Origin of the sequence: Paenibacillus jepli (assembly GCF_047238105.1) — a bacterium.
Classification (GTDB): Bacteria; Bacillota; Bacilli; order Paenibacillales; family Paenibacillaceae; genus Paenibacillus_D.
Genome location: NZ_JBDFMD010000001.1, coordinates 1307814 through 1334397 on the forward strand (window position 1 = coordinate 1307814; position 26584 = coordinate 1334397).

General features: G+C 53.8%; 17 protein-coding genes. 4 read left to right on the forward strand and 13 right to left on the reverse strand.

What is annotated here, in order from left to right; all coding sequences use genetic code 11:
• Window positions 1-25: 25 nt before the first annotated feature.
• From ABC336_RS06025 to ABC336_RS06035, 3 genes are all read right to left on the reverse strand, one after another.
• Entirely contained in the window at window positions 26-1453 is a 1428-nt protein-coding gene (locus ABC336_RS06025) for an ABC transporter substrate-binding protein (protein WP_413237812.1), read from the reverse strand.
• A gap of 122 nt (window positions 1454-1575) precedes the next feature.
• Entirely contained in the window at window positions 1576-3201 is a 1626-nt protein-coding gene (locus tag ABC336_RS06030) for a response regulator (protein ID WP_413237813.1), read from the reverse strand.
• On the reverse strand, window positions 3188-4942 hold the full coding sequence (locus ABC336_RS06035) for a cache domain-containing sensor histidine kinase (protein ID WP_413237814.1): 1755 nt from the start codon (window positions 4940-4942) through the stop codon (window positions 3188-3190). The genes ABC336_RS06030 and ABC336_RS06035 overlap by 14 nt, the downstream gene beginning before the upstream one ends.
• A 422-nt stretch (window positions 4943-5364) precedes the next feature.
• Here ABC336_RS06035 and ABC336_RS06040 point away from each other — a divergent pair, with 422 nt between their 5' ends.
• Window positions 5365-10176: a 3-keto-alpha-glucoside-1,2-lyase-like domain-containing protein gene (locus ABC336_RS06040; RefSeq protein WP_413237815.1), complete on the forward strand. Its 4812-nt coding sequence runs from the start codon at window positions 5365-5367 to the stop codon at window positions 10174-10176.
• 69 nt (window positions 10177-10245) lie between these two features.
• Here ABC336_RS06040 and ABC336_RS06045 read toward each other — a convergent pair whose 3' ends face one another.
• Window positions 10246-11373, reverse strand: a complete 1128-nt coding sequence (locus ABC336_RS06045; protein ID WP_413237816.1) for a Gfo/Idh/MocA family protein — start codon at window positions 11371-11373, stop codon at window positions 10246-10248.
• Between the two features lie 136 nt (window positions 11374-11509).
• Between ABC336_RS06045 and ABC336_RS06050 the strand changes: the two genes are divergently transcribed.
• Window positions 11510-12379 carry a helix-turn-helix transcriptional regulator gene (locus tag ABC336_RS06050; protein ID WP_413237817.1) on the forward strand — a complete coding sequence of 290 codons (870 nt, stop codon included), beginning with the start codon at window positions 11510-11512 and terminating at the stop codon, window positions 12377-12379.
• A 50-nt stretch (window positions 12380-12429) separates the two neighbouring features.
• Here ABC336_RS06050 and ABC336_RS06055 read toward each other — a convergent pair whose 3' ends face one another.
• A complete protein-coding gene (locus tag ABC336_RS06055) occupies window positions 12430-15600 on the reverse strand; it encodes a 3-keto-alpha-glucoside-1,2-lyase-like domain-containing protein (protein ID WP_413237818.1) in 3171 nt (1056 codons plus the stop codon).
• A gap of 369 nt (window positions 15601-15969) precedes the next feature.
• Between ABC336_RS06055 and ABC336_RS06060 the strand changes: the two genes are divergently transcribed.
• The gene (locus ABC336_RS06060) at window positions 15970-17466 is read left to right on the forward strand and encodes an FAD-dependent oxidoreductase (RefSeq protein WP_413237819.1); all 1497 of its coding nucleotides are present in this window, start codon (window positions 15970-15972) and stop codon (window positions 17464-17466) included.
• 8 nt (window positions 17467-17474) lie between these two features.
• Here the strand turns inward: ABC336_RS06060 and ABC336_RS06065 are convergent, their stop codons facing one another.
• The 8 genes from ABC336_RS06065 to ABC336_RS06100 all read right to left on the reverse strand — a co-directional run bounded on the left by ABC336_RS06065 (window position 17475) and on the right by ABC336_RS06100 (window position 26016).
• Window positions 17475-18299, reverse strand: a complete 825-nt coding sequence (locus tag ABC336_RS06065) for a helix-turn-helix domain-containing protein (protein WP_413237820.1) — start codon at window positions 18297-18299, stop codon at window positions 17475-17477.
• A gap of 178 nt (window positions 18300-18477) precedes the next feature.
• Window positions 18478-18849: a DUF4383 domain-containing protein gene (locus ABC336_RS06070; protein WP_413237821.1), complete on the reverse strand. Its 372-nt coding sequence runs from the start codon at window positions 18847-18849 to the stop codon at window positions 18478-18480.
• Window positions 18850-19034: 185 nt separating this feature from the next.
• Window positions 19035-19667: a YigZ family protein gene (locus ABC336_RS06075; RefSeq protein WP_413237822.1), complete on the reverse strand. Its 633-nt coding sequence runs from the start codon at window positions 19665-19667 to the stop codon at window positions 19035-19037.
• Window positions 19668-19685: 18 nt separating this feature from the next.
• Entirely contained in the window at window positions 19686-21035 is a 1350-nt protein-coding gene (locus tag ABC336_RS06080) for a glucose-6-phosphate isomerase (protein ID WP_413237823.1), read from the reverse strand.
• A gap of 158 nt (window positions 21036-21193) precedes the next feature.
• A complete protein-coding gene (gene ppnP, locus ABC336_RS06085) occupies window positions 21194-21511 on the reverse strand; it encodes a pyrimidine/purine nucleoside phosphorylase (protein ID WP_413237824.1) in 318 nt (105 codons plus the stop codon).
• A gap of 50 nt (window positions 21512-21561) precedes the next feature.
• Window positions 21562-23577, reverse strand: coding sequence for a transketolase (gene tkt / locus ABC336_RS06090; protein WP_413237825.1), 2016 nt, complete (start codon window positions 23575-23577; stop codon window positions 21562-21564).
• Window positions 23578-23944: 367 nt separating this feature from the next.
• A complete protein-coding gene (purU, locus tag ABC336_RS06095; RefSeq protein WP_413237826.1) occupies window positions 23945-24847 on the reverse strand; it encodes a formyltetrahydrofolate deformylase in 903 nt (300 codons plus the stop codon).
• Window positions 24848-24888: 41 nt separating this feature from the next.
• A complete protein-coding gene (locus ABC336_RS06100; protein WP_413237827.1) occupies window positions 24889-26016 on the reverse strand; it encodes a deoxyribonuclease IV in 1128 nt (375 codons plus the stop codon).
• A 101-nt stretch (window positions 26017-26117) separates the two neighbouring features.
• On the opposite strand from ABC336_RS06100, the gene ABC336_RS06105 reads away from it, so the two are divergent.
• Window positions 26118-26573: a DUF2621 domain-containing protein gene (locus tag ABC336_RS06105; protein ID WP_413237828.1), complete on the forward strand. Its 456-nt coding sequence runs from the start codon at window positions 26118-26120 to the stop codon at window positions 26571-26573.
• The last annotated feature ends 11 nt before the right edge of the window (window positions 26574-26584 follow it).

Consider the following 26584-nt stretch of genomic DNA (forward strand, 5'->3'; position numbering starts at 1 on the left):
TGCGCGGCAGCCCCATCCTCGCCTGTTATTCTCCCTGCGGTTTTGCTGGATTAAAGTCAGGGTTTGGCGTCACCGTTGCCTCGCCTTTCTCCACAGCATTGGCCAGCGCATCGTTATATCTCGTATTCAGATCCTCTGTAATGGCCTGCAGATCTCCGCCGGCCAGGATATATTTGTAGAATGCGTCGGCATATCCCGCGCCCTCCGGCGTAACAATTGGCGCGACAGGCCAGAGCGAGTCATGTTCCCCTACAAGGAAACCCTCCATCCCGTTAATCTCCGGATCTTGGGCCTGCTCCACAATACTCGGCACGATAGCGATGCCGAAACCTTTTTCATGATAGGTTGTCAGGACATCGTCGCTGTACATAAACTCCATGAACTTCCAGGCCGCTTCTTTGTTGGCCGATAGCTCGCTGATGCCGAGCCAGGTTCCGGCTGAGACGATCTCGGATGTCCCTTTGATTTCGCCGTCAATCGTTGGTGCCAAGGCCCCGCCCCAGTTAATCTCCGTCGGGAATTGATCCTGGTAGACGCCCGGCTCTGTGGAGAAGGAGAGGTACATGCCGATTTTACCTGCGGCGAACTGTGCGCGCAGCGGGTCGATATCAAGCGCTTCCGCACCCGGCATCACACTGCCGTCTTCATGCATTTGCTTGAAATACTCAATGACCTGCGAATACGGCGTAAAATCGAATTGTCCGGTTTTCAGATCAAACCCTAGTCCCTGATGCCCGCTGAGCGAAAGAATCTCCCGAATGGAGCGATCAAAGGCCGACTTCGGAGATTTGAAGTTCAAAGCGAACCCGTAGATGCCTTCGGATTTACCGAATTCGGTAATCTGCCTCGCAGCGTCCACCATCTCTTGCAGCGAGGTCGGCGGCTGCCCGATCCCCGCTTGCTCAAACAGGTCCTTATTGTAGACCAGTCGCAAGGTGAGGCCGGTATTGGCCAGCGAATAGACTTGGCCGTCGAAACGGTTGACATGATCAATCTGCAGACTGCCAAATTTCGCTTTTATCTCATCCGTCAAGTACTCGTCAATCGGCGCGAGATACCCTTTCTTGACAAACTCGCCCACAATGTTCGTCTTCAGACGCAGTACATCCGGCGCCTGCTTACTGGAGAAAGCGATGTCGACGCTTTGTGCGTAATTCTCGGACATCACTGTTAGCTCGACCTGAATATTGTCTTCATTCGTCTCATTGAACGTGTTGACCATTTCCTTAATGTACTCCTGATCGTGACGATCATCGGTCCAGTACTTCAGCTGGATAGGCTTGCCTGTCTCCGCCGGGGGCGCCTGCGTTTCTGTCCCCGGCTTTCCGTTCGTCGCACCGCCGTTGCCTGCCGCTCCGTTATTGCCGTTATTGTTGTCACTGCCGCTGCTGCAGCCTGCCAGACCGACAGCCAGGATCAGGCTCAAGCCCAGTCCTGCCCATGTTTTCCGCATACCCTCTACCCCTTTGATTATCGATTGTATTGTGAGCTCGTTTTTATTATAGTAGCTCGAACTCCGAAAAGGAGTGCGGCAACTTCACTCTCCAGGGATAGAATTCCATGGTTTCCTGGCGCTTATGTCTCCGGACGATCTCCGTGATAGCTTGCTCTGAACTCGGAGGGCGTCTGACCGGTGATCTTCTTGAACATCTCGCTGAAATATCTGCGCTCTTCGTATCCGACAGCCGTGGCCACCTCCTGCACCTGCGCTCCCTCCACCAGCAGCAGCTTGGCTTTGTGGATGCGTGCCGCGGTCACATGCTGCGTGACTGTCATGCCTGTCACCTGCTTGAACAAGCTGGAGAAGTAGCTGGCGCTCAGGTGCACATGGGCCGCGCACTCGCCTACCGTCATATCCTCAGCCAAGCGATGCTTCATATAGTCCATTGCTTTGTAGACCACCTTTTGGCCTTCGGACAAGCTGCTACGGCGCACCAGCTCGGCTCCCTCCGTACACAAGGCGAGCAGATGACGCTGCAAGGCCGCAAGCGGCAGTCCCGCCGTCCGCTGCGCTTCCCTGAATCGCTGGATCAGCGGCTGGATATCCGGATAAGGAACGATCTCGTAAAAGGTCCGAATCGCGGAAGCGGCCAATTCCTCGTAAAGGCTGAGAAGATATTCCGGGCTTTGACGGGAGACCAGCTTCTGCACCTCCACTGCGATGGCGGACAGCATAGAGGCAGCGCGGTCGGAATTCCCCGATCGAAGCGCCATGAGCAGCTCGTCCTTGTACTCCAGCGCCAACGGTTCCTGGCTGGCCACCGGATATACATCCTCATACCGGATAGCTGCATTGCCTTCGGTAAACAGATGATGAGAGAGCGCACGCTGGGCCTGGCGGTAAGAATCCGGCAGCTCGCTGAGCTCGGCCACGCTGCCGCCGACTCCGATGGAGACCGTGAACTTGGTATAGCGTTCGATATTGCGGCAGCACTCCTCAGCGATCTCGATGGGGCGGGAGGATCCGGTGTCGTTGATGATCGCCAGGTACTGGTCATGGAGCGCGCGGAACACCACGCTTGGCGCATGAGCAGCAAGGGTCTCCTGGACAATATTGAGCAGCGAGAACCGGGTCAGCTCCATCTCCCGGACGGACTGCTCGGACGCCTGCTCCCGAAAACGGTCGATGTCGATGAGCATCACGACGAAGTCTTGCGGCTGCAGACCGATCTCCAGGAACGCCCAGCGTTCCTCGGCCTCCTCCCATGTCGTGCGGTGACTGACCAGTTGAGTACAATATTCCTGGCGCAGCGCCGGCATGCTCTCCCGCAGCTTGGTCTCCATCTTCCTCCTGTCCACAAGTCTGGTTCGCTCGTCCAGAACTTCGGCTTTGGCCCGCAGCACCGCCGCCATCAGCTCCTCTTCCGAAAACGGCTTGACCACAAAATCAAAAGCGCCCAGTTGTACCGCCTGCTGGGCGTATTCAAAGTCTGCATAGCCGCTGATCAAGATGACTTTGCAGCTGCGGTGCTCTTGCAGAACGGCGCGCAGCATATGTAATCCATCCATCTTGGGCATTCGAATGTCCGTGATGACCAGATCCGGCAGCAGCCGGGTTATCAAGTCCAAACCCTCTTCCCCGTTGCTCGATGACCCCACCACCCGGATGCCCTCATCTTCCCAGTTCATGGCAGTCAGTCCATCCACAACGCTTCTGATGTCGTCGATAATACAGAGACTGATCGCCTCAGGCTGACTCATGCGCATACTCCCCTTTCACAGGCAAAGAAATCGTAATGACCGTTCCCCGCGCCAGCTTGCTGTCCACGCGGAACTCAGCCTCACTGCCATAATAAAGCTGAAGCCGCCGGATGAGATTGGATACCGCATAGCCCTTCTTCGATTCCGACAACAACATCGCCTCCACCTGCTCTACATCCATGCCGTGACCGTTATCATGCACGGCAAGCGTCCAGCGCTCCCCGTCGCCGTCAATTTCGATCTTGATTCGCCCGCCGCTCTTCATATCCCGGAACCCGTGCAAGATGCTGTTCTCCGTCAGCGGCTGCAACAGGATACGCGGAAGCCACAGCTCGCTCAACTCGGGCTGGCGCACTTGAATCTCATACGTGAACAATCCTTCATAGCAGCTTAATTGAAGCTCCAGATATTGACGCACATGTTCCAGCTCCTTGGCCAAGGTCGTCGTTTCCCGGCCGTTGTTCAGTCCGAGCTGAAACAGACGGGAGAGTGAGAGGACCATCTGCTGCGAAGGCCCGATCTGCTTCAGCTTCAGCTTCCAGTAGATCGTATTCAGCGTGTTATATAAAAAGTGGGGATCCATCTGCGCCGATAACGCCTTGATCTCGGCCGTTCGCTTGTGCGTCTGCGCCTCTGTCACCTCATCGATCAATCGGACGATTTGCTCCAGCATCCGGTTAAAGCGATTACCCACCTGCCCCAATTCATCGCCGCTTCTGCTTTCAAAACGGGCGGTCAGATCGTTGGTTTCAACCCGTTTCATGACCTTAAGCAGCCCTTGCAGCGGTTTAAGCAAATAACGCGCAAAGGCGCCTGAGATTAACATTGTAACCGTAAAGACCACGGCAGCTACGGCGACAATCAGCCATTTGACATACGCCAGATCCTTCAACACAACGGAGCGGGGCCTGATGGTCGTCATGGTCCAATCCGCGATGTCCAGACGGGCATAATTCAGCAGGTAGGTCTCGCCTTCCAGGACGAAGGGTTGACTGCCCTCCGGCCGGTTCACCTGCCGGCCCAATTGCCCTGCGTCTACCGCCTGGCGGACTAGCGGCTCTCTGGCAGGATAGACCGTCTCACCTGCAGAATTAAGCAAAAAACTCGTTGCATCTTCCCCTGCGTTTCCCTGCACCAGCTTGCGGAACCCTTCTTCACGGATATTCACAATGATATATACACCGCTAACCGGGGTGTCAAAGATCGGCTGCAGGATCAGCGAGATCACTCTTTCGTTGCCGGAGAACAGCATATCCTCATGCCCCTCTACCCACTGGTTTCTGTTCTCTTGCTCGATACGCGCGTACAAAAAGGTATCTTCGAATGCATGGGCCCGGTTGCGGTTCATAGACGAAGGATAAAACTCGCCAATCGGCGTAGATACGTAGATCGAATGAATGAGCGGCTCTGCAATTCTGGCCTGCGAGAAAACGTTATCAAGATCGCTTAAATGCGTGTAATACCTGCTCGCATCCCGGGAGACCACATCCCTCAGCATGTCGTAGAACGGCTGACTGATCATGAAGGTCATCATAATCAGCATCAGCTTGTTCAGCTTCTCATCCACAATCTGTGCAGACCTTGCTACCGTATCCTGCGTGAGCTCCAGCGCATTTTTCTCCAGAATGGCAGCTGAGATCGAGTAGGACAACCCTCCGGTCATCAGGACAGAGATGACGATGACGGCCAGAAATGCAATTTTGAGTTTGTTGCGCAGGGATTGCCTGCTGAGGTATTCCAAGCTGACCACACCTTCCAATATTCGCTTTTCTTTTGATTATGACACCTCAGCTGCTGCTTCGACAATGCAAAAACGAAGCTGTCCCTGCGGAACAGCTTACCGTATGACCACGAGCAACACGAAAAGAGTATTCGTTCTATTATAATCTACGATGAGGTAAAAAAGAGTGCGGCACGCTCACTCTTTAGGGATACATTTTAACGGTTCGCTCCTCTGCGAATGACGCACCATGCAATTTTGTCCCTTGAGAGTGAAATCACCCCACTCCTCTCTTTATGGACAAGAATTATAATAAACGAATAACTTCCTGAGAGGGGGCAAGGGGGGGACGAAACGTTCCACATTATTGATAACGCTTGCAGGAACGGGACTGGATGTTGTGCTCAAGAAAGATTATTGATTTTGCGGAGGGATGTATGGTTATGCGAAAAGTTATGAGTCTTCTATTAGTAATTGCGGTCATGCTCACAGGGTTAATGCCGCAATCCGCCAGTGCAGATGAGATTTATGAATACGACTATGTAGCTTCAACGGATACTGCTGATGAGGATAATTATGCATCATTGCTTGAGTCGATGGATGAGGCGGCGATTATTCAGAACTACCCGATGCCCTCTATTTATACCCCATCAAGCATCTACTCCTTAAGAGCGGATCATGAGGCGGTTCCTGTCATTCAATACAAGCCTGAATATGACTACGCTCAATTTTCTTTCGCTGGAACGGTCACCATAGAGATCACTGCAAACGAACCGATCACCTCCTATTCCATCAGCCCGCTGGCCAAAAATATTGAGGGAACGGTCGATGGAAACAAGCTGACATTTACACTTTCCACTTCGACCTACGTCATCGTTGATATTAATGAGGACCCCAATGAAAGGGTGGATGAAAGCGACCCGGCAAAGATAAGGAAAAGACTCGTCATTGCAGCTGATCCGCTTGAAACGGATATTCCAGATCGCTCGGATCCCGGCGTTTACGATGTAACTGCCGAGCCGTACAATGCTGACAACACAGGAGCAACCATCACATCAGCTGCGATTCAGCAGGCCATCGACGATGCTCATCAAGCCGGCGGAGGTACGGTGTTGATTCCAGCCGGTGTCTACACCTCGAGCAATCTTACCCTGAAAAGCAACGTCGACTTCTACCTGGCCGGAGGCGCTGTCATTGTCGGTACGGGCAGAGGTGAGGATTACCGGAACGACTTCCGTAAGGATTCGCTTTCAAGGGATGGAACCTACTTTATCCAAACGGAAGTAGACTCCGAGAATATCACCATGCGGGGACGCGGAACGATTGACGGCAAAGGGCTGGAGATGCGAAATCGCAAGATGACCCATGCCCCTTCCACGCATAAGCAAGGGGAAGGCTTTATCAACAACTTGCTGGTACCGATTGCAACCAGCAACTTCACATTTGACGGGCTGATCTTGAGAGACGGCGGGTTCTGGGCATTCATGGTGGTTCGTTCCGACAACGTAACGATTACCAACTATAAGGTGTTTCAGGATTTGCGCGTGCTTGAGAACGACGGCATCGATATTAATGAAAGTCAGAACGTGCTGGTCAAGCATGCCATTGCCATCTCGGACGATGACACCTATTCCACCAAAACCTGGCCGCAGATGGGCATGTCCAAGGACTGGCCAGGCGCAATCGAGCATTTGGAAAATGTCGTCTTTGACGACTGCCTCGCCTGGACCCGTACCGCAGCTTTCAAGCTCGGTATGGGCATATGCACGCCCCAAATCGACGTAACCATCCGGAATTCGTATGTGTATCAAAGTGCCAGGGCGCTGCTTGTCGACCATGCTTTTACAAGCAATCCGCTCCCGGAGGAAGGCTACGCCCAAAATGTTACGTTTGAGAACATTGATATTGAACGGGTCGGCATTAACCAATTCGGCAATTACTGGTTCAGGGTGTCGACCAGCACATCAGGAGATGTAAGCAATGTCCTGTTCAAAAATATCAATGTTCGCCAGACGGGTGGAACCTCCCAGATTCAAGGGAATCCGACACGGGGCGGTATGATCAACGGCTTAACGTTCACGGATGTCTATGTGAAGGGTGTGCTTGCACAAAGCTTGAGCGACCTGAAAGCATCCATCAGAAATGAGAATGTGAACGGCGTTGTGTTCGCCAACACGGTTCCACCCATCTTCAGCGATGATTTTGAAGCCGGAACGCTGGATAACTGGGTACTCCGGCCCGAGGATCGTTGGACCATTCAGGACGATAACGGAAACGTGCTGTCCAGCGGCAATCGAACCAGCAACTCGCTCCTGATCGCCAAGGATGGCGCGTCCTGGAGGGATTACGCCTTTGAGGCTAGAGTGCATCCTCACCTGGCAAATGGCCAAGAAAACGCAGGCCTGATCTTCCGAGTGACGGATGCAGACAACTACTACATGTATCGCATCAATGCAGCCGCCAACAGGCTGGAGCTGTTTAAAGCCATAGGCGGAACCTTGACTCGTATACAGGAAGCCGACACCGCCTTTACGCCTGGCAAGCAGTGGTATGCGATAAAAGTTGTTGTGCAAGGAAATACGATCGAGGCTTATGTGGACGGCCAGCCCATGACAAGCTGGACGAATCCTGACGAAGAACTAACAACTGGAGGCGTCGGATTCCGAACCACGTCGGCACATGTGAAGTTTGACGATGTTGTCGTTTCCGCAATCAATCGGGCGCCGACCGATATTACGCTTTCCAATAACCTCATCGCGGAAAATACGACGGAGGGCAGCGTTGTGGGCGTCTTCACCACAGCAGACCCTGATGAACAGGATGCCTTCGCTTATACGCTTGTGTCAGGGGAAGGCGACACAGACAACAGAAGCTTTTCCATTGCCGTGCTTGGCGATACGCTGATCCTGCGTACCCTATTAAATTACGAAACCAAAGACAGCTACAGCATCCGGGTGAGGAGCACCGATGCAGGCGGCCTTTATGTTGAGAAGGTCTTCCAGATCCAGATCATGGAGGCCAATGAAGTTCCCGTCGAACCCGATCCGGACAATGTGTTGTTCAGCGAGTACTTTGAAAACGAGGGTACCGAAGGCTGGACCCCGAGCGGAGGCACCTGGCGAGTAGTAACGGAAGATGACGCGAGGGTATTGGTACAACGGTCGAATACATCGGCGCTTCTGACCGCAAGTGAGGCATGGACGGATTATGCATATGAAGCCGATGTCCGAGTTCCGATCTCCAATTCCAATGCAGGCATTGTCTTCAGAGTACAAGACAACAGCAATTTCTACATGTTCCGGATCAACGCATCGAACAGAAGGCTGGAATTATTCAAATCCGTCGAGGGAGCCATGACCATGGTATCCAGCACGGCCTTCTCGCCTGTGACGAAGCAATGGTACACCTTGCAAGTGATGGTATACGGGAATACGATTAAGGGTTATGTAGATGGAGAATTACAATTGGAATGGACCAATCCTGCAACCGAGCTGACATCCGGCACGATCGGCTTAAGAACAACATCCGTCGATGCGGCCTTCCGCAATATTCTCGTGACCGGTCTAAAGCAGACGCAATCGGAGGTCCCCGCCAAAGCGGATGCGTCGAACAACACCGTCACCCTCGACCACAGCAGCGTAACGGCTGGGGATACGGTTATGATCACGGCAGCAGGCGACAGACAGGATGAAGTCGGCACCCTGCCTGGCGAGGAGCGTTATTATCCCGTGGAGTGGAGCTCCACGGAGTCTGAAAAATACGGGGTGTTTACGCTGAGCGAGCAGGTCTACTCGTCCAGCTATACGACTTCCACGGCAGGGCAATACCTCATCGAAGTGACGTTCCAGAAGCAGAGCTGGAACGGCACCGACTGGATGGACATGACAACCGATCCGAAGACGGTCGCCTTGACGGTCAACGCCAGAACCGAGGGCGGCGGCGGAACGACATGGCAGCCGCCAGTGGACCATGGCGGCGGAGGAAACCCGCCGGCGCCGCCGACGGATAATGATGACGGAGATACGCCGCAAACCGGCCTCGGCAGGGAGACCACAACCGAGGAGGACGGCTATAGCGTCACCACCATTGCCATCGATCCCGCCCGCTTGGAGCAGAAGATCGCCCAGGAAAGCAATGGAGCCACGATCACCATTCCCGTTGAGGCTCTCTCGGACAAGATCGTCGTAGAATGGACGGGACAGATGGTGAAGGACATGGCAGCAAAGGGGCTATTGCTGCAGATCAATACGGACAAGGCAACTTATACGCTGTCCACGGCGCACATCAATATGGATGCCTTGTTACAGCAACTGGGAAGACAGACAGCCTTGCAGGACATCAAGGTCCAGATTACGATAGCAACGCCTGCGCCGGATACAGTCAAACAGGTGCAGGACACTGCGGAGCGGCAAGGCTACCAGGTTGTTGCACAGCCGATAGCGTTCAAGATCGTCGCCAGCAGCAGCACCAGTAACGATACGGAGATTACTGCATTCGACGGTTATGTGCAAAGAACCATTGCACTTTCCGAAGAAATCGATTCGGGCAAGATCATGACCGGCGTTGTCCTCCATGCTGACGGCTCCTTCTCTCATGTGCCCACAAAAGCAATACGAATTGACGGTAAGCCTCATGCCGGCATCGCAAGCTTGACCAATAGCGTCTACGCTGTGGTTTCCGGTTCCAGGACCTTTGCGGACATTGATACCCATTGGGCAAAGGAAGCGATCAACGACTTAGGCTCCCGACTTGTCATTGATGGCAGCGGAGAAGGCAAGTTCGAGCCTGGACGGAATATTACCCGCGCAGAGTTCGCCGCGATTATGATCAGGGGACTCGGACTTGTGCAACCGGGGGCCGGAGATAACCGTTTTCATGATGTAACCACAGATAACTGGTATTATGATGTCGTTGCGACTGCCCATAAGTACGGGATGATTAACGGATTCGAAGACGGTGCCTTCAGGCCGGCTGAACACATTACCCGTGAGCAGGCGATGACGATGATCGCAAGAGCGATGCAATTAACCGGCTTGAGCGTGGAACTGACCGGGGATGCAGCAGGACAGCTGCAGTCGAAGTTCGCGGATGCTGGCGAGATTGCCGACTTTGCTTTGGACAGTATGTCATCGGGCTTGCAGGCCGGGATCATCCAGGGACGTGACGGCAACGTATTGGCACCTAAGGGGAACTTGACCCGTGCAGAGGTCGCTGTCATGGTAACCAGGCTTTTGCAGCAATCGGGATTAATCTAAACGTCAGCTGTATGGAAGAGGGCCACCCTAGAGGTTTCTAGAGGTGGCCCTGACATCCATATAGCAATGTTACTTTTCTTTTCGATAACGGGAGTTTTCGACCCTTTCCTGCAACTTTGCAACATACAGTTCTTCATCAATGGGAAGGTTCACCCAATTGTCGGTCCAGGTAGACAGCAGCATCGCGTTGGCTAGCATCAGCCCTTTGATGCCTTCCTCGCCCGGAGCGATCAGCTCCTCGCCATGCAGGATTGCGTTTGTCCAATTGCGCATAATGCCTTGATGATTCGTATTTTCGCCAACGACCGGAACCTCGCACTTCCAGCATTCCGGCTGACCGAAGCCCCCCTTATAAGTTGCATTGAATTCCGTTTCGGATACGCGCAAGCGCCAAAACGTCAGCTTGTCGTCTTCAATGACAACCTTGCCGCGGTCGCCGATGATTTCGAGTCTGTTGGTACCCGGCGTCTCTCCCGTTGTTGTAACGAATACGCCGCTCGCCCCATTTTCATATTCTACATAGGCCGTGACATCGTCTTCCACTTCAATGTCGCGATATTTGCCGAAAGAACAGAACGCGCGAACGCGCCTCGGCATCATGCTGATCATCCATTGCCACAAATCGAGCTGATGCGGATCCTGATTGAGCAGCACGCCGCCGCCTTCGCCTTCCCAGGTCGCTCGCCATGTGCCGGAATCATAGTAGCTTTGGGAGCGGTACCAGGTTGTAATAATCCAGTTGGTCCGCCGGATCTCGCCGAGTTCTCCGCTGTCCACCATCTCTTTCAGCTTACGGTATAGCGGGTTTGTACGTTGATTGTACATCATACTGAATTTGAGGTCGGTTTTGGCAAAAGCTTCATTCATCTCGCGAACTTGCTTCGTATAGACGCCGGCAGGCTTCTCAACCAGGACATGCAAGCCGCGCTGGAAGCAAGCAATGGCCAGTTCCGGGTGGGAATAATGCGGCGTTGTAATCAATACGCCGTCGATCTTTCCGGAGTCCAACATGTCATAAGGATCGCTGTAGATGCTGACCCCTTCGCCAGCGTGATCCAGTGCCCATTGCCGCCCGGATTCCGCGATGTCGCTGACTGCCGTCAGCTTCAAGCCGGGAATCTCACCTTTTACGATATAACGGATATGTCCTTTACCCATGTTGCCTAGTCCAATGACGCCTAAACGCACCACTTCCATGTTCGGTTAGCTCCTTCTCGTCTTTAGGCATATCGTACCACGGCTGGAGGAAGCGAACTTCTTTGGAATTAACGTAATTTCTCATTCATTTGACTCTGATTGGTGAACGATGAAAGACCTTATAGGAGGAATCCCATTGCCTATCAAACGACGAATCACGCCCCCCTTTACCATTCATACATCGACCAGCTATAACAACCGGACGCAATATCACACCCATTTCCATTATGAAATCTATTATTTTCGCGGGGGCAAGGTCAATTATCTGATTAACGACCGCATTCATATCTTGGAGCCAGGCGATATGCTGCTGATGCACGGCATGACCTTGCACAAAGCGCATGTCATCAATAACGATGCTTACGTGCGTACCACGCTGCACTTCGATCCCTATTTCTTCAAGCAATATATTCAGCCTGCCTACGCCCCGGATTTGCTTATGCCATTCGAGAAGCTTCACAATGTCCGGCTGCAGCTAAGAAACGAAGACAAAGCTGAGGTAGAAGCCGCGCTGCAAAAGCTTGAAGAGCTGTACCGGCAGCATACGCCTCATGCTCATCAGCGGTTTCAGGCGCGACTGCTGGACCTGCTCATTCTCATTTATGATCTGTGCAAACAGCCGCTACATACCCTATCATCTTTGCCGACATCAAAGGAACAACACGTCCAAGAAATTATAACTTATGTAGAAGCCGTATTCAGGAATGAGATGACGCTTGAGGCACTCCAAAACGAACTGCATCTAAGCAAATATTATCTGGCCAAAACGTTTAAAGAAGTGACGGGAATGACCATTTTCCAGCATCTAATGCATCGTCGCATCTATCAGGCCAAGCTTGAATTAATCGAGTGCGGCAAAAGTATTACTGCAGTCGGTTATGAGGTCGGCTTCAAGCACCCTTCGCATTTCAGCCGCGTGTTCAAGGAGCACACGAGCATGACGCCGGAACGCTATCGCAAGGAGCACAAGCTTCATGCCGGAAATAAGCCAAAGGCTGTCCCGTAGAGCCGGATGACGGCTTCGGGACAGCCTCTTTTTACATTCGTGTACTGATACTAAACAGGGGTCCGTACCACAGCGTTATCAAATGAAACGTTCGCCGAGGTCGTCCGGAAGCCAATCTTGCCGGTCGTCAATTCCGTTACAGGATTAGTCCATTCCGTCTGCAAGGTCCCGTTGACATAAGCTTTTATCGTATTGCCCTTCACATATGCCCTCAGCTCAACCCACTGATTAGCCTGGGCCGTAACAGGCGTGCTTGATACAAGCGTTAAGACCCCATTGACCGATTTGAACAGCTCCAGCCGTTGCGATGTGCCATTTAACCGATACATATAATAATTGTTGGCATCCTGGACTCGGAAAAGGATACCTGCATTGGCATTGACGATCGGCATTTTCACATCCGCTTGATACGTATAATCCGTCCATGTACTGCCTGCGGATATGAACGCAGTGGCTGTAGCCGTCTGCGCCAACACTTGGGTACCGTCGGTCTTCACGCTCCAGGAGCCGGATGCAGGCGTCCATCCTGTCATCGTCCCATTTTCAAAGTTGGCGCTGAATGCGGTAACCGTATGATTCGATGGCGGGGGCGGCTCGCTTACATCCATTACTTGGATTGTAAACTGCTTGTCATAATACAGTCCGCCCGAATCCATGCTCCTCACCCGGATGCTATAGCTGTTCTTGGTCTCGTAATCCGGTGTAACTGCGAGGTATAAGCGATTCTCGGAGATCGTGAAGCTGTTGTTGTCGCTGCTTCCGGCTCCGGCCACCAGCTGATACGAGAACGTCTCTCCCGCGTCGGGGTCGATAGTGGTGAAGGTTCCGACCATGCCCCCTGCCGTCGTATTTTCGGCTACTGTGTTATGGGACAGGATAATGTTGATCGGTGCAAGATTAATAGGCGATACCACGGCATCATCGAAATGAACGCCAGCCGAAGTGGTCCGGAATCCGATGCCCCCGGAAGTTAACTCTGTGGCCGGGTTGGCCCACTGCATCTTTAATTGTCCGTCTACGTAACCGGCAATCGTATTCCCCTGGACGATCACCTTGAGTTGATACCACTGCTTCTCCTGGGCTGCAAATGGCGTGCTCGCTGCCAGTGTCAGCTGCCCCTGGATGGACTTATACAGCTCCAGCATCTGGTTGGCTGCGTTGATGCGATACAGATAATAATTGCCCGCGTCCATAACCCTGAAGACCAGGCCGGCATTGGCATTCACATAGGGCACTCTCACTCCGGCTTCATACGCATAATCTGTCCAGGAGCCGCCGCTGCCTGCGGTAATCAACGAGGTATTGGTCTGACTGCCGCTTGACAGCACGTAGTTCGCCCCGGCTGCCGGGACGGTCCAATTGCCTGAAACCGACGTCCATCCTGCCATATCGCCGTCTTCGAAGTTGTCGCTGAACAGCCGCGGCTTGGAATTGGCAAAGCGGATGCCCTCGACGTTGGCATTGACGACATTAATTTTCAAGTCGTTCAAGGTCGTTGCGAGTTTGCCTTTCACGTAGATATCCGAGAAGGTGACGTCCCTGACCTTGCCGCCCCGGGTGACATTGCCGGACAGCCGGGATTGCTGGCCTCCCAGCTGGCGGATGTTGATATTTTTGACGACGACATTGCTGACATCGCCGGAGGTGCTGGTCGAGATGCCAAGCCAGTAATTGCCGAACTGATTGATCTCGACGCGTTCGATATCAATATTCTCAAACGTAATGTTATGCGCATACCCTTCCTGCGGCAGTGTATTCTGGGTATACCCGTGATCAACGAGCAAGGCCCGTGCGCTTTGATAGACATACGAATTGCGGATCGTCACCCCGATCTGCGGCTGGGCGACCCCCATGCCAATCTTGAAAGCCGCACATCTTGTCCACGCCAAAGCATCGTCGAAGACGACGTTCTCCAGATGCTCCAGCTGACCGGGCCAGTCTTTGGACATCCCAGTCTGCAGCCATGTTTTCGTCGAGTAGGTGTCATCATCCGAGATGGCGATCGAATGCTGGACAAGCACGTTCTGGCTTTCATTAATATCAATGACGTCATTTTCGATTTTGTGCAGATCCTGAAATCCCTTGAGATTCTTGATTGTGACATGATCAGAGCGCACCACCATAAAGGACCAGAAGCCCGCATCCCGCAGGATCAGACCATCAAAATTAAAATTGGAGGTGGCGATCGGAACCAGCAGATTATTGAGCAGCCCTTCATTTTTATTCGGTGCCGGCATCCTCCGCTCACGCATCGCGATGCCTTGGCCGTCAATGGTGCCTCGGCCTCGTACAGTGATATTATTGGAGTTCACGGCGGTCCGGATAAAATACGTGCCATCCGCATTTCGTGAATCCTTGCGAAAATCAATACGGTAATCTTCCCCTTTGCCGGTACCGACAACAACTGCGCCGCCGGCCAGGTAGAAGGTCACGTTGCTCTTCAAGGTGAGGTTGCCGCTTTTGTAGACCCCTGCTGGAATGTATACGACACCTCCGCCAGCTTGGTTGGCGTCGTCAATGGCCCGCTGAATCGCGGTTGTCGCCATCGCGGCTCCCGTCTTGTCCGCATTATACGGTGACTGGGTAACATTGTAGATCCCGGTTCCGCTGGATGGGGGAATATTCGTCTCCAGCGGGTCTGCGGCGATGACGAGCCGTTTTCGCGCGCCATTGATTTCTACGATGACATAGGTAGAGGAAGAAAGCGAAAACGTCAGCTTGTTGCCGTTTACCGTGCCATGGATTTTTTTGGCTAATGGACTGATGGAGTAAGAAGTAATCGGCTCGCTAGCCGTCACTTCAAGCGTGACCGTGCCGCCAAACGAAAAATGAGCATAATCATAGTCCGGCTTGTAACTGAGGACCGGCACCGTTTGGTTATCCGCTTTTAGCGAAAACACGCTGGAGGAAGGATAAATCGACGGTTTTGGATAATTTTGAATGGTGGCCGGAGCCGCTGCGATTTGTACGGAAGAATCGGCCTCCTCAATATCCACTTCACCCGTTTCATCGACTCCATCTATAACGTCCTCTTCATCTCCTGCTTCCACCTCGTCTGCCTGATCTTCATCTGTCTCCTCTACCTCGTCCACCACATCCACCGAAGAAATCGTGTAGCTCCCCGCACTCTCGATCGCATGAGCCGTATACGGCACAAATGCAGCAAGGATAACGACGAGTGCCACCAACAGATGAAAGGCTTTTTTTGTCATGGTAAGCATAACTACCTCCTCAATCTGATTTTACTGCCCACCCGTCTATCAGGCAGCGCAGCTCCGTTCGCCCATCCGGGTGCCCAGTTGCAATCTGTGAAGGCGCTATCATTTTTACCGTTAAAGCCAGACTCCTTGTTGGACGATTCAGCCCCCTTCCATGACAACATGCCTTGACAAGTTGAATTATAAGTGCAGACCCAAAGGAAAGGAGTGGGGCAAGTCCACTGTCCAGGGATACATTTCCACTGTTCTGCTGCAGCCTGCTAGAAACAGTAAGATCCATCAACTCAAAAAGGAAGATCCATCATTCTCTCCGCGCCCGCAAGCGGTTTATAATAGCGTGTGAAACTGAATGAAGGTATAAGGAGGCGGAATATGAATCAGGAAGAATCGTATGTTATCGTTATTTATGGAGGGACCGCTGCAGGCATCGTCGCAGCCCTTCAAGCGAAGCTCATGGGCAAAAGCGTGGTGGTTATCGAGCAAGGGAGACGGATCGGCGGCTTGACCAGCGGCGGACTGGGAGATACGGATGTGGGCATGAAGGAAGCGATCGGCGGCCTGTCCCTGGAATTTTACCGCAGAGTAGCCAGGAAATACGGCCAAGACGGGGCATGTTGGCTTTTTGAACCCAAAATCGCCCTTGAGGTTTTGCTGGAGTGGGTGCAGGAAAGCGGGATCGAAGTGGTTTATGGCGAGAGGCTGGACTTAAAGGACGGGGTAACCAAACAAGGAACAGAAATTATCGCCGTGCGTATGGAATCAGGCAAAGTCTACAACGGCCGGATGTTTATTGATGCTACCTATGAAGGCGATCTGATGGCCAAAGCTGGCGTATCCTATGTTGTCGGCCGCGAGTCGAATGCCCAATACGGGGAAACCTTGAACGGCATTCACACGGGCAATGAGCTGCCCAGCGGAATCGATCCTTATGTGGTTAAAGGGGTGCCCGAAAGCGGCTTGCTGCGGCGCGTCAACCCGGACGCCGGCGGACGTGCGGGTGATGGAGATACGAAGGTACAGGCGTATAACTTTCGCATGTGTTTGACGAACAATCCCGACAACCGCTTGGAGATCGAGAAGCCGGAAGGGTATGACGAGGCCGATTATGAGATTTTGTTCCGGGCCATCGAGCAGGGACAATCCTCGAAATTTTTCAAGCTCAACCGGGTTACGCCGGATAAGACGGACTCCAATAACAACAGCGGCATATCGACGGATTACAACGGGATGAACCACAGTTATCCCGAGGCGGATTATGCTGCAAGAGAACAAATCTGGCATGCCCATCGTGTCTATCAGCAGGGGTATGTGTGGACGATCCAGAACCATCCGCGCGTCCCGGCAGAGATCCGGGCTGTGTACAAGCCGTGGGGCCTGCCCCGGGATGAATTTGTCGATACCGGCCATTGGACGCCTCAGTTGTACATCCGGGAATCCCGCAGGATGCTCGGGGATTATGTGGTAACGGAGCATGTGGTCAGACGGAAGGACAAGGTGGCGGATTCCGTTGGCATGGGCTCCTATGCCATGGACTCGCACCATACGCAATACTATGTCAATGCAGACGGCCATGTCAGCTCGGAGGGCGGTTTTTACGAACGATTGGCCGCGCCTTATCCGATCAGTTATCGGGCAATCATGCCAAAAGAACAGGAGTGTACCAACCTGCTTGTTCCGGTATGCGTCTCTGCCACTCATGCCGCCTACGGCTCCATCCGGATGGAGCCCGTATTTATGATACTGGGCCAATCCGCTGCGACCGCGGCCGTCCTGGCGCTGGATGGGGACGGCATCGTGCAGCATGTCGATTATAAGAGCCTGCATGCGGAGCTTGTGCAAGCACAGCAGATGCTGTACTCCGAGGCTTGATCCCTGTATTACACATCGCTGAGCCCTATGCCGAATGTGTGCCGATATTCGCCTGGCGCATATCCAAAGCGCTCCCGGAACATGCGGCAAAAATGCGGATAGCTCTGAAATCCCGTCTTTTCGGCAATCTGCTCCAGCGTAAGACTGCTGTAGAGCATCTGCTGCTCGGCGAGCTTTAGCCTGACGTCGATACAGTAAGCATATAACGACCGGCCAAAAGCGGCTTTGAACAGATAAGAGCAGCGGGACACACTTAAGCCGACCGAGGCCGAGATGTCATCCAGACGAAGCGGTTCATGGGCATGGTTATCGATGTATTGCTTCAGCTTGAGGGCAATATCAGCGCCTTTGGCACGCCGACGGGTCTGGATGACTTGTTCCAAAGTCAAACAAAAGGCCCGGAACAGATAGTCCAAAATTACTTCTTGGTTTTGCATCGCGTTTTTCTTTTCGTTGATTATATGCTTCCATAAGGTAATCACGGTGTCGTCAAACCCGATGTTTGTTTTGGAGGGTAAGCCATTTGTGTGCCACCACGAATCCAGCCATGCCCCGTTGCCCATCAGGAAGTAGTCACCGACAGGCTCGATAGCCCCCGGTGTGCTTCGGGGTTGGATGCTGAGCTCGTAAGGCTGATCGGGAGGATAGATGAGCAGATCGCCAGGAATGATGGTCTCATATTTCCCCGCAACCAGTGCGCGGCATGTGCCTTCCGCCTGAAGGCGGAACAAATAAAATTTCAATCCATCGTTATACCTTGCGGCGTGGGGCTTGGTGTGCGTCATATAATTCGCGTACATGACGCAGGAATGGTGTGGATCGTACTTCGACATAAGTAAGTGTCCTCCTGAAAACTGCCATTCTACACTGATTATATCGCTTCTGATGGACGAGCGTTAGCTGTCTCCCGCCCCGCCGTTCTATTATTCTAAAAAACAACGCTTGCTTGAGCGCCCGCGACTTCGGGCTTCAAGCAAGCGTTGTATGATGTCATGGCGTCCCGTCATTCCCCTACACTGTACGCCGCGAGCGTACCGGCGCGCGCGCTTCCACCAGCACAAAGCCGATGTAGAGCCCGATCGCTCCTGTAATGAAATGGAGGATGTGATCGGCAATACCAAGCGTCATGAGCCCAAACACATTTCCTGTAAATACGCCGAGCACACTGAGCACAATGGTTACCGTTCCGAGCACTTGCGCATAGCGGCATGCGTACCCTTCCTCGGAGGCCGCCAGCAGACCAAGCAGTCCAGCCAACAGGTACAGCACGATATGCGACGTGTGCAGATGAAGCAGACCGAACAATTGGTCAGCGAACAAACCGAAGATTCCCATGAATCCGAAGACGAGTCCCGCAATCGCTGCAAACCGCCTGGCTACCATAGCGATTCCTCCCTGTATCCGTCAGGTATGAAAGGACACAGCTACGCATCCTTCTCTATAGGAACCCTATGCGTGTACGGGCCAAAACATGCCCAGTCGCTTTTGATCACGGAGTGAGTTCGGTGCTGAAAAGCGACTTTTGATCACGAAGTGGTTTCGGGGCAGTAGATTCGACCTGACTCGAACTATTCGCCTTCCGTACAGTAGATCTCGTCGCCGAGGGTGATCGCCGCCTGTCCCTGCGTCAGATCGGTGATCCACGCCACGAACGCCTCGGCTTCCCCGGCCTCCGGCAGACAGGTGATCGTCACCTTGTCCGTGAATTCGGTACCGCCGAGCCGGAGCTCGCGCTGGTGAAAAGCATTCTCCAGCTTGCCGTGCCAAGTGTAATCGACTTCGACCCGAACCTCCCGGTGCAGCACCTGTACGATTTCCTCGGCAGCTTCCAGTCCGGCGACGGCACCGTCGGTATAAGCCCGGATCAGCCCTCCCGCCCCTAGCATAATGCCGCCAAAGTAGCGGGTGACGACGATGACGACATTTTTGACGCCGCGGTTCTTGATAACCTCCAGGATCGGCTTGCCTGCTGTGCCGCTCGGCTCGCCGTCATCCGACTGCTTCTGGATCTCATCGCGTTCACCGATCATATAAGCCGAACAGTTGTGGGTGGCATTCCAGTGCTGCTTCTTCATTTCTTCGATGAAGGCGGTCGCTTCCGCTTCGGACGTTACCGGCTTGGCATAGCCGATAAAGCGGGACTTCTTGATGACGATTTCTTGGCTCCCCAGTCGCCTGACAGTTTTATAACGGCTAAGCATAGCAGCGTTCCAACCGCCTTACAGGCGGGCTTCCAGCTCGGCTTTTTCTTTCTCGAAGCCCGGTTTGCCCAGCAGCGCAAACATGTTTTTCTTATAGGCCTCGACCCCAGGCTGGTCGAACGGATTGACACCCAACAGATAGCCGCTGATGCCGCAAGCCTTCTCGAAGAAGTAGACAAGGTAGCCGAAGGTGTATGGCGTCATGTCCTTGATATTGACTACGAGGTTCGGGACATTGCCGTCCGTGTGCGCAAGCAGTGTGCCTTCGAATGCTTTTTTGTTCACGAAGTCCAATGTTTTGCCAGCCAGGAAATTGAGTCCGTCGAGATCGTCTTCCGTCCGCTCGATCGTGATCTGCTCCGGCACTTCGCCTACCTGGATGACCGTCTCGAACAGGTTGCGGTTGCCCTCCTGGATGAATTGGCCCATCGAGTGAAGGTCGGTCGAGAAGTCTACGGCCGCCGGGAAGATGCCTTTAAAATCCTTGCCCTCACTCTCGCCGTACAGCTGCTTCCACCACTCGGAGACGAAATGCAGAGATGGCTCATAGTTTACGAGAATCTCGATATCCTTGCCCTTGCGATAGAGCGCGTTGCGGACAGCGGCATACTGATAGCTCTCGTTCTCTGCCAGGTTCGGGTTGCTGTACTCTTTGGAAGCATCGGCCGCGCCTTCCATCATCGCCTTGATATCGATACCCGCGGCTGCAATCGGCAGGAGGCCCACAGCAGTCAGGACGGAATAACGTCCGCCTACATCGTCAGGGATGATAAATGACTCATAGCCTTCTTCCGTCGCCAGTTTTTTCAGTGCGCCCTTCTCCCGGTCCGTAGTAGCATAAATCCGCTTGCGTGCCTCTTCCTTGCCATATTGCTGCTCCAGAGCATCGCGGAAAATCCGGAAGGCAATGGCCGGCTCGGTCGTGGTGCCCGATTTGGAGATGACGTTGATCGACCAGTTGCGGCCTTCAAGCAGCTGCTTCAGATGGGTGACATATGTGGAGCTGATGTTGTTGCCAGCGAAGAAAATCTGCGGCGTCTTGCGCTGCTCGCTTGTCTGAACATTGTAGAAGGAATGGGAGAGCATCTCGATTGCGGCGCGGGCGCCCAGGTAGGAACCACCGATGCCGATGACGACCAGCACGTCGGAGTCACCTTGGATTTTCTTGGCGGCCTGCTCGATGCGGGCAAATTCTTCTTTGTCATAGTTGACTGGAAGGTCGATCCAGCCCAGGTAATCCGAACCCGCTCCTGTGCCATTATGTAGTTGCTCATGAGCCAGTCGTACGGCTCCTTCCAGATAGTCCACCTCATGCTGTCCGACAAATGCGGACGCTTTGCTATAGTCGAAAGAAACGGCTTTGCTCATTAGTAGATCTCCTCCTTGTAGTGATTCAGGTTCATAGCTCGCAACAGCTTTAGATTAATGGAAGACCAATTGGCACACAAGGCAGCGCGTGCACCGCACAGTAAAGGACTGCCCGGCAATCGCCGCAGCGGATAGCCTGTAGCAGTCCTTTCCTCATCCTACTCGCTAATATAGGAGCAGCAGTAGTCGGTTACAGCTGCGATCTGCAGCTTGAACTTGGCATTGGCAGGAACGGTGAATTCCCCTTCGCCCCGGATGTGCAGCCACTCGGTCTCCCCTGGCAGCAGCACCTTCAGGTCGCCAGCCAGGATCTCCATGATTTCTTTCTGATCGGTACCAAACTCATACTCGCCCGGCAGCATGATGCCAAGCGTCTTCTTGGTGCCGTCCGGGAAGATGACCGCGCGGCTGGTCACTTTGCCGTCAAAATAGATGTTGGCTTTTTTGACGACGGATACTTGATCGAATTGGGACATGGTGCGCAAGCTCCTTTATGCTAAGGTTGGACTAACCCGTCTGTTATAGATTACAGCAGCGCTTTAACTTTGCTGACGACATTCTCGACCGTGAAGCCGTACTCCTTGATGACGCGGTCGCCAGGAGCGGAAGCGCCAAAGGTGGAGATGCCGAGGATATCGCCCTCGTCGCCGACATAACGCTCCCAGCCGAACGGCGAAGCCATCTCGATCGCCAGACGCGCTTTGACGTCAGGCAGCAGAACGGATTGGCGGTATTCCTTGGATTGCGCATCGAACAGATCCCAGCTCGGCATGCTGATGACGCGTACCTGGATGCCCTCTTCGGCCAGCGCTTTCTGCGCGGCTACAGCCAGCTGCACCTCGGAACCGGTAGCGATCAGTTGAGCTTGCGCCTGACCCTCTTCCTTGGAGACCACATAAGCGCCGCGCTTGATGCCCTCGCGCGCCTGCTCGGCCGTACCCGGCAGGATCGGCAGATTTTGACGCGTCAGGACGAGTGCGACCGGTTTGCCGGTGTTCTCTACAGCATATGCCCAAGCTGCAGACGTCTCGTTCGCATCGGCCGGACGGATCACCGTCAGATCCGGGATGACGCGGATCGAAGCGAGCTGCTCGATCGGCTCATGCGTCGGGCCGTCTTCGCCGACGGCGATACTGTCATGTGTCAGCACATAGACAACAGGCAGCTTCTGGATCGCCGCCAGACGCACGGCCGGACGGAGATAGTCGGTGAAGACGAAGAACGTACCGCCGTACACCTTGAGGCCACCATGCAGCATGATGCCGTTCATCGCTGCTGCCATACCGAACTCACGTACGCCGAAGTAGATGTTGCGGCCGTCATAGTTGCCTGCTTTGAAGACCGGCAGACCTTTGAGATGGGTCATCGTCGAGCTCTCCAGGTCAGCGGAACCGCCCACGATACTAGGCACCTTGGCAGCCAGGGCATTTAGTGCATTACCGCCAGCTACGCGTGTCGATACCGCTTTGTCCTCAGGGCTGTACGACGGCAGTTCGCTGTCCCAGCCTTCCGGCAGTTCGCCGGCTACCGCTTGTTCGAGCTGAGCGCCAAGCTCAGGATAAGCTTCTTTGTAGGCTGCGAGCAGCTTGTCCCACGTCTGGTTGGCTTCTTCGCCGCGTTTCTTGACGTCCGCGAAGTGTCCGCGGACTTCGTCCGGCACGAAGAAATCCTCGTCAGCCGTCCAGTTGTAAGCTTCTTTGGTGAGCTTGGTCTCATCCGCTCCCAGCGGCGAGCCGTGCGGTCCGGCATGTCCGCCTTTGCCGCCTTTGTTCGGGCTGCCGTACCCGATGACCGTTTTGACCTCGATCAGGGTCGGCTTGCCGCTCTCGGCTTGCGCCTCGGCGATCGCTTTCTCGAGAGCCGGCAGATCATTGCCGTCTTCTACGCGCAGCACTTGCCAGCCATAAGCTTCGAAGCGCTGTTGCGCGTTCTCCGAGAAGGAGAGATTCAGCTCGCCGTCGAGCGAGATATCATTGGAATCATACAGCACGATCAGCTTGCCGAGCTTGAGGTGACCGGCGAGCGAAGCTGCCTCGCTGGAGATGCCTTCCATCAGATCTCCGTCGCCGCAGATAACATATGTGAAGTGGTTAATAAGATCGAAATTTTCTTTATTGTAGGTTGCAGCCAGCTGAGCTTCTGCGATCGCCATACCGACCGACATGCCCAGGCCTTGCCCGAGCGGACCGGTAGTCGCATCTACACCGGCGGTGTGGCCCCATTCCGGATGACCCGGAGTTTTGGAATCCCATTGGCGGAAGTTCTTCAGCTCTTCCAGCGGCAGATCATAACCGGACAAGTGAAGCAGGCTGTACAGCAGCATGGAGCCGTGACCCGCAGACAATACGAAGCGGTCGCGGTTCAGCCACGTCGGATTGGACGGGTTGTGATTCATGTTTTTGGCAAACAATTGATAACCCATCGGAGCTGCCCCCATAGGCATGCCTGGATGGCCGGACTTCGCTTTCTCGATCGCGTCGATGGCGAGCGTCCGGATCGTATCGATCGATAGCTGATCGATAGATTTTTGAGTAACTGTCATGTTTGAATTTCCTCCCATACCTGTTCTGGTCATGCTTTTTTTCAAAATATAGGAAAGTATTTCATTTCGCTATACTTTCTCTATATTTCTCCGGAATGAAACTTGCCGCGCCGCAAGGAAGGCGCCAGCCGTTTCACCTTGCTTGTCTCTATCTCTGTTTTTGCGTGAGTGATCTCCGCAATGGCTATGAAATATTGTACCATTTGCGACCCTGCTTTTCCATACCTGCTACCTAGTATGTACAATAAAACGTAAAACTGGCGGTTCAACTGGTCCCTGTCAAACAAAGCAAGCGCTTAATTGGATGATAAACAGAATAAAGACCGCAGAAGCCGGGATTCCCGGTCTGCGGCCTTAGTGTCGATTGCTAGTTAAAAACAACCGTCTTGTTGCCATGAACCAAAATACGATCTTCGATATGCCATTTCACAGCTCTTGCCAGCACAGTGCGCTCGATCGTCCGGCCGATCCGCTTCAGATCGTCGACATTGTCGCGATGGCTGACGCGCTGGATATCCTGCTCGATGATCGGGCCGCCATCCAGCTCTTCGGTGACGAAGTGGGCGGTCGCGCCGATGATCTTGACGCCGCGCGTATAGGCTTGCGCATAAGGCTTGCCGCCAACGAACGCAGGCAGGAATGAGTGATGAATGTTGATGATGCGGTTCGGATAGTGCTCGATAAACTTCGGTGTGATGATCTGCATATATCGAGCCAGCACGATCACATCGACCTTATCGGCGACGAGCTCCAGCTGCTTCTTCTCGGCTTCGCCTTTGGTATCCGCGGTTACCGGCACATGGTGGAACGGGATGCCGAACGATTCGACGACCCCTTGCATATCCGGGTGGTTGCTGATAACCATCGCGATCTCGGCGTCGAGATCGCCGGCCTGCCACTGCCAGAGCAGCTCCAGCAGACAATGATCCTCTTTGGAGACGAAGATGGCCAGCCGTTTCTTGCGGCTCGCCCGGAAGGTCGACCACTTCATCTGGAAGCGGTCGGCGATCCGCCCGAAGTCCTCCTGCAGCACAGGCAGCTGCTTGTCCAGATCAGCCAGGTCAAACTCGAAGCGGATGAAGAACATGCCTCCCTCGGGGTTCATCGTATACTGATCCGACTGGACGATATTGGCCCCCTGCTCATGCAGGAAATGCGACACCGCTGCCACGATGCCCGGACGGTCCGGACAGGAGATCAGCATCCGCGCCCTGTTGCGTTTGGCCGGGTCTTCTTTGTAATGCGGGGATTGGTACGTGTTTGCAGGCATAACTATTATCTTCCTTCCTTGTTATCGCACGAGATGGGAATTTATGCATTGACCAGCAGCGATTTGCCGGCAAACCAGGCCGTAATCCGCTGATTGACGGCTTCCTCGCCCAGATCGGGCAGTACCCGGTTCTCGATGACGAGATCATAGAGTCTCTCCATCGGTTCGCGGGGATCGGCTTTTTTGGCCTTGGCGTCATTCTTGAGCGTATCCCAGGCGCCGAGCACGAAGCTGCGCGGGTCGATCGCTTCCTTCTCAAAGAAATGGTGCAACCGCTCGACTTGTTCCAGGAACTCGCCGCCGAACCGCTTGTGCACATCGCCTCGGAGCAGAGCGATCTCCGCTTCGTACATCGGCCGTTGCGTCTTGGCGTCCTTGCCGATCCATGGCGTCTCGAGGATGAACGGCCGTCCTGCGAGCCGCTCGTGATGGACGATCGCATAGAGCGCCTCATGGCCGAGCCATCCTGCACCCACCGGCGCATGACGGTCTTTGCCGGCGCCGCGCGGATTTTTGGTGTCATTGACGTGGACGACCGCTACCCGGTTCAGTCCGATGATGTCATCGAATTGCTGAAGAACGCCGTCCAGATCATGGATCAGATCATAACCGGCATCATGCATGTGGCAAGTGTCCATACATACCGTGAGCCGGTCATTCTCCTCGACCTTGTCGATGATCCTGGCCAGCTCCTCAAAGCTGCGTCCGATCTCCGTCCCTTTGCCGGCCATCGTCTCCAGCGCAATATTGACATCCGTCTCCTTCGTGCCGCCGAGCACCTCGTTCAGACCCTCGGCGATCCGGGCAATCCCATACTCGGCATCTTTATCCGTGTATGCACCGGGATGCAGGACGATGTTGCGGACGCCGATCTGATGGGTGCGCCGGATTTCTTCCTGCAGGAAGTCTACCGCAAGCTTATATGTGGCATCTTTATAAGAGCCGAGATTAATAATATACGGCGCATGGACGACGATCTCGTCGATCCCCTGCGCTTGCATCGCTTCCTTGCCTTCATTAATATATAACTCTTCCATCGGCTTGCGCCGGGTATTCTGCGGGGCGCCGGTGTAGATCATAAAGGAGCTGGATCCGTACGTCGACGCTTCCTGCGCCGCCGTCAGCAGCCCTTTACCGGAGAATGAGACATGCGAGCCAATCTTCAACATGGCCTATCTTGCTCCCTTCCATATCTGGTTCATCTTATTTTACAGGGAATATCGAAATAAATCTAGGAATACGGTATAATTACTAGTGAGGTGATTGGAAGATGCCTAGCGCACCCGACGGCTTTATGTATTTCATCGTGTTCTGGGGCGTCGTCATGGTTGTATTTATGGCGATTGGCGGTTTTTTTATGTTTCGCAAATTTTTGAAGGTGCTGCCCAAGCAGGACGGCAAATCCAAGCTGGATTGGCAGAATTACTGGGTAGAGCGCAGCCGGCCGATGTGGACGGAGGAGTCCAAGCAGTTCCTGGATCAGCTCGCTTCACCCGTGCCAACCCCTTTCCGGGATATCGCCAAGCACTCCATTGCAGCACGAATCGGTCAGGTTGCCATTGAGAGCGGCGCCACCGAGGTCACAAGAGATCATTGCATCGAAGGCTATATTTTGGCCACGCCGCCACGGGACTACCGCAGTCTGATTTCGTTCCTAAAAAAACAAAACATTGACTATTCCCCATACGAGCATTTGCTCCAGCCATCCAAGACCTCGTCCAACTGATACAGGACGGG